Source organism: Sporichthya sp. (assembly GCF_013815995.1).
Taxonomy (GTDB): domain Bacteria; phylum Actinomycetota; class Actinomycetes; order Sporichthyales; family Sporichthyaceae; genus Sporichthya.
The window spans coordinates 1-4,359 of record NZ_JACDFE010000297.1 but is presented as its reverse complement, the minus strand read 5'-3'; the positions used below and the strand labels follow the sequence as shown (position 1 = coordinate 4,359).

Below are 4,359 nucleotides of genomic sequence, written 5' to 3'. Positions count from 1 at the left end.
GCGCCGGCCTCGGAGATCAGGGCCGCGCAGTCCGCGAGCGTGCTGTGCCGCAGCGCGGCGCTCTCCGCGGCCTTCGCCCGCGCGGACGCAGCGAGGTCGGTCAGCAACGAGTCCTGGTCCCGCTCCTCGGCGTCGAGGAAGGGGTAGAGGAATCCGGTCGCCTCCTGCGTCATCGGCCCAGGCTCTCGTCGAGCTTGCTGATCGCCAGGCCGGCGTGAACGAGCAGCAGGTCGCCCGGCTCGACGTCCGCGACCAGCATGGTGTCGACGTGCTCCTGGCCGCCGGCGGCGCGGACCAGGGCCCGGCCCGGATCGAGGGCGGCAACGACCTCGGCCAGGCGGCCCTCGTCCGAGCAGGTGACGCACACGTCGTCGGCGCATTCGGCCGGCGGCGGACTCAGCAGCCCCGGGTGCTCGAAGCAGACATGGGTGAGCTCCCAGAGCAGGTGGTAGAGCAGCACGAACCCACCGGTGGCCGGCAGGCGTGGATCCGGATCGTCCAACCACAGGACGTGGTCGGCCGCCCCCGCGGTCGGCCGGGTGCCACTGCCGATCCACAGCGTCGACGCACCCCAGGCCGGTGCCCGGCGCATCACCGAGCGCACGGCGGCCTCGTTCGCGGAGGCGACGGCGAGCACCACGTCGCCCGGACGGACCGACACCCGCACGGTGGCGACCAGGTCCGGGCCGGTCAGTGCCACCGCGGGCAGCGCCTTCTTCCCGACGATGACGGGGTGCACGAACTCCACGGCCACATGGTTGGCGTGCGGCTCCCACTCCGGGGAGATGCACCACAGGGTGCCGCCCGCCGCAAAGCGACGGGCGAGCATCAGCGAGGCGCCGGCGAGGTCGGCCGAGAGGGCCTCGTCGATGACGGGCCCACTCATGGTCGCCAACCTCGTCATTGACGCCCCTTCAGTGAGCGGGTCGTGGTCGCGGTGGTTCCTGGTCCGGAGAATCATCGCCTGCCCCATCGTGCGCCTTCCGCACCTCCGTGACCACCCCCCGAGGCGAGGTTCGGGGGGTCTTCCCAAAGCTGATTATCCGTCACTACACGATTCCGGGATGTGGGGACATCGACCTTGTCGGTGGGCCGACCTAAGGTCGGCGCGAGACCTGCCCGACCTAGGCGGAACCATGTCGCAACGCGACGGATACGAGCTTGGAACCCCGTGCTGGGTGGACCTGATGACCCCGGACATCCCGGGTTCGACGGCGTTCTACACCGGGCTGTTCGGGTGGGAGGCCCAGACCACGCTCGACGGCGACGGCAACCACATCTACACCCGAATGAACCAGGACGGCCTGGCCGTCTGTGGCCTCGGCGGCACGTTCCCGGGCATGGAGAACGCGCCGGCGATCTGGAACAGCTACGTCTGGGTCGAGGACGCCAACGAGACCGCGGCGCTGATCGAGAAGGCCGCTGAGCTTCCGTCAGACGGAGTCACCCGGCCGGGCGTGGGTAGCCTGGCCGGGTGAGCGACGACGCGTACTCCCTCGAGCGGTCCGAGACTGCGATGCAGCGTCTGGACCGGCACTGGATCGAGTTGCTCCAAGAGGTCCGGGTCGTCCAGACCGGCGTCCAGTTGCTCACCGCCTTCCTGCTGGTCCTGCCGTTCCAGGACCGGTTCTGGGAGCTCAGCGACCGCTCGCAGGCGTTGTACCTGACCGCGGTCGGGCTCGCCGCGGGCGCCACCGGGTGCCTGATCACGCCGGTGGCCATGCACCGACTGCTGTTCCGGCTCGGAGTGCGGCCGACCTTGGTGAACATCGCGCAGAAGTTCGCCCTGGCCGGCATCGGACTGCTCGGGCTCGCGGTCGTCGCCGTGCTCACCCTGACGTTCGGCATCGTTCTCAGCACCGCGGCCGGGATCACCGCGGGCGGGGTGGCGCTGACGTTCTTCGTGTCGGCCTGGCTGGTGCTGCCGCTGCTGATCAAACGTCAGATCAGAACTTGATCATCGGGGCCGGGTGCAGCGGGCTCTCCTTGATCCCGTGAGCGAACGCCTTGACCAGCATCGGGCGGAAGCCGCGGGCCGAGTACTCCTTGGTCAGGGCGCGGTAGTCGGCCCGCTTGGAGTTCGGCACCTTGATCAGCCCGGCGCAGACGTCGGTCAGGTCCGCGCGGCGGAAGGCCTCGACCAGCGGGTCGTCGTGGCGGGCCTTCCGGATCCGGTGGTGCTCGGTGATCATCGCCTCGACCAGGCCGGCGTGCGCCGAGTTCGCGCCGCCGAGCTCCTCGACCGCACGCGCGGCCGAGGGCGGTAGGTAATCCCACGTGCCGTCGAACCAGATCGCCGAGTCGTGGAAGAACGCCGCCACCCCGAGCGCGTCCGCGGTGCCGGCGGAGACCTCGGTCTGCAGTCCGACCAGCCCGATCACCCGGTGCACGTGGCCGCGGTAGGTCGGCAGGTTCGTGCCGAAGGTGTCGGCGTTCTTCTCGAAGAGCTTGTCCGCGACCTCGTGGGCGCGCTCGACCGGAGCAGAGGACACGTGGGTTTCCCGGGCGGGTGGGCGGGTGGTGGGTCCATCCTGCCGCGTGTCACCCCGCCTTGGCTCTCACCCGAGCTCCCTGATTAGCGTTACCGCCGTGGAGATCACCAGCGCGATCCTCGACACCGACACCCCCGACGGCCCGATGGCTGTGCTGCACAAGCGCCCCGCCGACGGCGAGCACCCTCTGGTGCTGATGTACCACGACGGACCCGGCATCCGGACAGCCACGCACGTCTTCGCCGAGAAGCTCGCCGGGGCCGGCTACGAGGTGATCGTGCCTGACCTGTTCCACCGGCAGGGCCGCCTGATCGGGTTCGAGCCGGCGGAGCGGGCCGCCGACCCGAGCTTGACGGACAAGCTGTGGGAGATGATCCGCAGCCTCACCGACGACGGAATCCAGGCCGACGGCCACGCGGCCCTGACCGCCGTCGGGGCGAGCGAGGATCGGCCGATCGCGACGATCGGGTTCTGCCTCGGTGCCCGCGCGGTCGCCGTCGCCCTGGCCCGGCGTTCCGACCGCGTGGTCGCGGGTGCCATGTGGCACCCGTCCTTCCTCGCCGACGAGACCGAGGGCTCGCCGCACCACGCCGCGGCCGGGCTGAACCGGCCGCTGTTCGTCGGCGTCGGCGGCATCGACACGGTCCAGCCCATGGAGCTGCACCGGCCCTACCTCGACATCGTCGAGCCGATACAGCAGGTCGAGGTCGTGCTGTTCGAGGAGGCCGATCACGGCTACACCTGGCCGGACCATGCGAGCTACAACGAGCGGGCGGCGACCGTGAGCTTCGAGCGCACGACGGCGATGTTCGCCAAGGCATTCGCCGGATGAGCGGGGCAGCGCACGACTCCGAGCGCAGGACCGGGCCTGCGGGTCGAGGTGATCCACCCCGGCACACCCGGCACACCACCAACGACTCGGTGGTCTGGATCCCCCCAGCACCGGGTCACCTTCAACGGCGGCAAGCCGCTGACCTGTCACGCCTAGCTCGCCGCCGCAATCACCCCGCACGCGTAGCGGGCACCGGCGTTCCCGGTTGCCGCTGTGCCCCCGGCGCCGTCGTAGGCCTCGCCGTTGTCGGTGTACGTGTTCGGCTCCGTACCCCGCGGTACGTTGGCGAAGTTGTCGGGCCCGGCATGCACGATCACGGCCTTGCCGACGATGTCGGCGGCCTTGAACTTGTCGACGGTGAAGACCGCCTCGCCCTCGCCGTCGGCGCGCCGGGTGACGCTCGGCAAGTCTCCGGTGTGGGAGCCGTGGGCGTGCCCGCCGGTGTCCCAGTGCCCGCCCACGGCGGTGAATCCCGTGCCGGTCTGGCAGCCCGTGCGGTCGGCGTTGGCGTGCAGGTGCAGGCCGTGGAACTCCGGCGAGTCGGTCGGGAGCGTGAGTGCGACCCGACCGACGATGGGACCGTCACCGTTGCGGGTGAAGGTCGCGGTGCCCACGGATCGACCGGTATCGTCGATCAGGCTGGCGCGGCCCACCACCGTCGCATCGTCCGCGTCATCGGAACTGCACGCCGCGAGACCACCCGTCAGCAGCCCAGCGGCGACGAGCGCCCACCCCACCTTCGCGTGCTTGCGCGTTGCTGACATCTGAGGCTCCCTCTGTTCGGGCCGATGAACCGGTTACGACCCTCTTGTCGGATCTGGGGAGCGCTGCGGTTCACCGATGCGGAAATCGGCACATGGCGCGGGCGGGATCCCGCGTGGTCAGCGCCAGCACGATGAGCGCTGTGGCGAGCGCGGCGGTCCAGCGCAGGGTGGACGGTTCCCACGATGCCGACGCGGGCGCGGTGTACAGGGCGACGCGGGCGGGCAGGAGGGCGGCCGTCAGCACGAAGCCCAGCACCGCGAGGGCGGCCGT

At 70.7% G+C, this 4,359-nt stretch carries 7 protein-coding genes and 1 pseudogene; 3 read left to right on the top strand and 5 right to left on the bottom strand.

Annotated features, from left to right (window positions below; genetic code table 11):
* Both H0X00_RS24020 and H0X00_RS21960 read right to left on the bottom strand, forming a co-directional pair.
* A pseudogene (locus H0X00_RS24020) lies at window positions 1–173 on the bottom strand (phosphoheptose isomerase); the annotation flags it as partial.
* Window positions 170–886: a HypC/HybG/HupF family hydrogenase formation chaperone gene (locus H0X00_RS21960; RefSeq protein ID WP_293774856.1), complete on the bottom strand. Its 717-nt coding sequence runs from the start codon at window positions 884–886 to the stop codon at window positions 170–172. The gene H0X00_RS21960 and the pseudogene H0X00_RS24020, both read right to left, overlap by 4 nt.
* Before the next feature lie 250 nt (window positions 887–1,136).
* Here H0X00_RS21960 and H0X00_RS21955 point away from each other — a divergent pair, with 250 nt between their 5' ends.
* Window positions 1,137–1,478 (top strand): hypothetical protein, encoded by a 342-nt coding sequence (locus H0X00_RS21955; RefSeq protein WP_293774854.1) that lies wholly within the window; start codon window positions 1,137–1,139, stop codon window positions 1,476–1,478.
* Window positions 1,475–1,957, top strand: coding sequence for a DUF6328 family protein (locus H0X00_RS21950; RefSeq protein WP_293774852.1), 483 nt, complete (start codon window positions 1,475–1,477; stop codon window positions 1,955–1,957). Before H0X00_RS21955 ends, H0X00_RS21950 begins: the two co-directional genes overlap by 4 nt.
* Here H0X00_RS21950 and H0X00_RS21945 read toward each other — a convergent pair.
* Window positions 1,947–2,492 carry a hypothetical protein gene (locus tag H0X00_RS21945; RefSeq protein WP_293774850.1) on the bottom strand — a complete coding sequence of 182 codons (546 nt, stop codon included), beginning with the start codon at window positions 2,490–2,492 and terminating at the stop codon, window positions 1,947–1,949. The two genes, H0X00_RS21950 and H0X00_RS21945, sit on opposite strands and share 11 nt — an antisense overlap.
* Window positions 2,493–2,589: 97 nt before the next feature.
* On the opposite strand from H0X00_RS21945, the gene H0X00_RS21940 reads away from it, so the two are divergent.
* On the top strand, window positions 2,590–3,324 hold the full coding sequence (locus H0X00_RS21940) for a dienelactone hydrolase family protein (protein ID WP_293774848.1): 735 nt from the start codon (window positions 2,590–2,592) through the stop codon (window positions 3,322–3,324).
* A gap of 152 nt (window positions 3,325–3,476) precedes the next feature.
* Here H0X00_RS21940 and H0X00_RS21935 read toward each other — a convergent pair whose 3' ends face one another.
* Window positions 3,477–4,088, bottom strand: a complete 612-nt coding sequence (locus tag H0X00_RS21935; protein ID WP_293774846.1) for a superoxide dismutase family protein — start codon at window positions 4,086–4,088, stop codon at window positions 3,477–3,479.
* 70 nt (window positions 4,089–4,158) lie between these two features.
* Window positions 4,159–4,359, bottom strand: a 201-nt coding sequence (locus H0X00_RS21930) for a hypothetical protein (RefSeq protein ID WP_293774844.1), incomplete at its 5' end; no start/stop codon positions are given.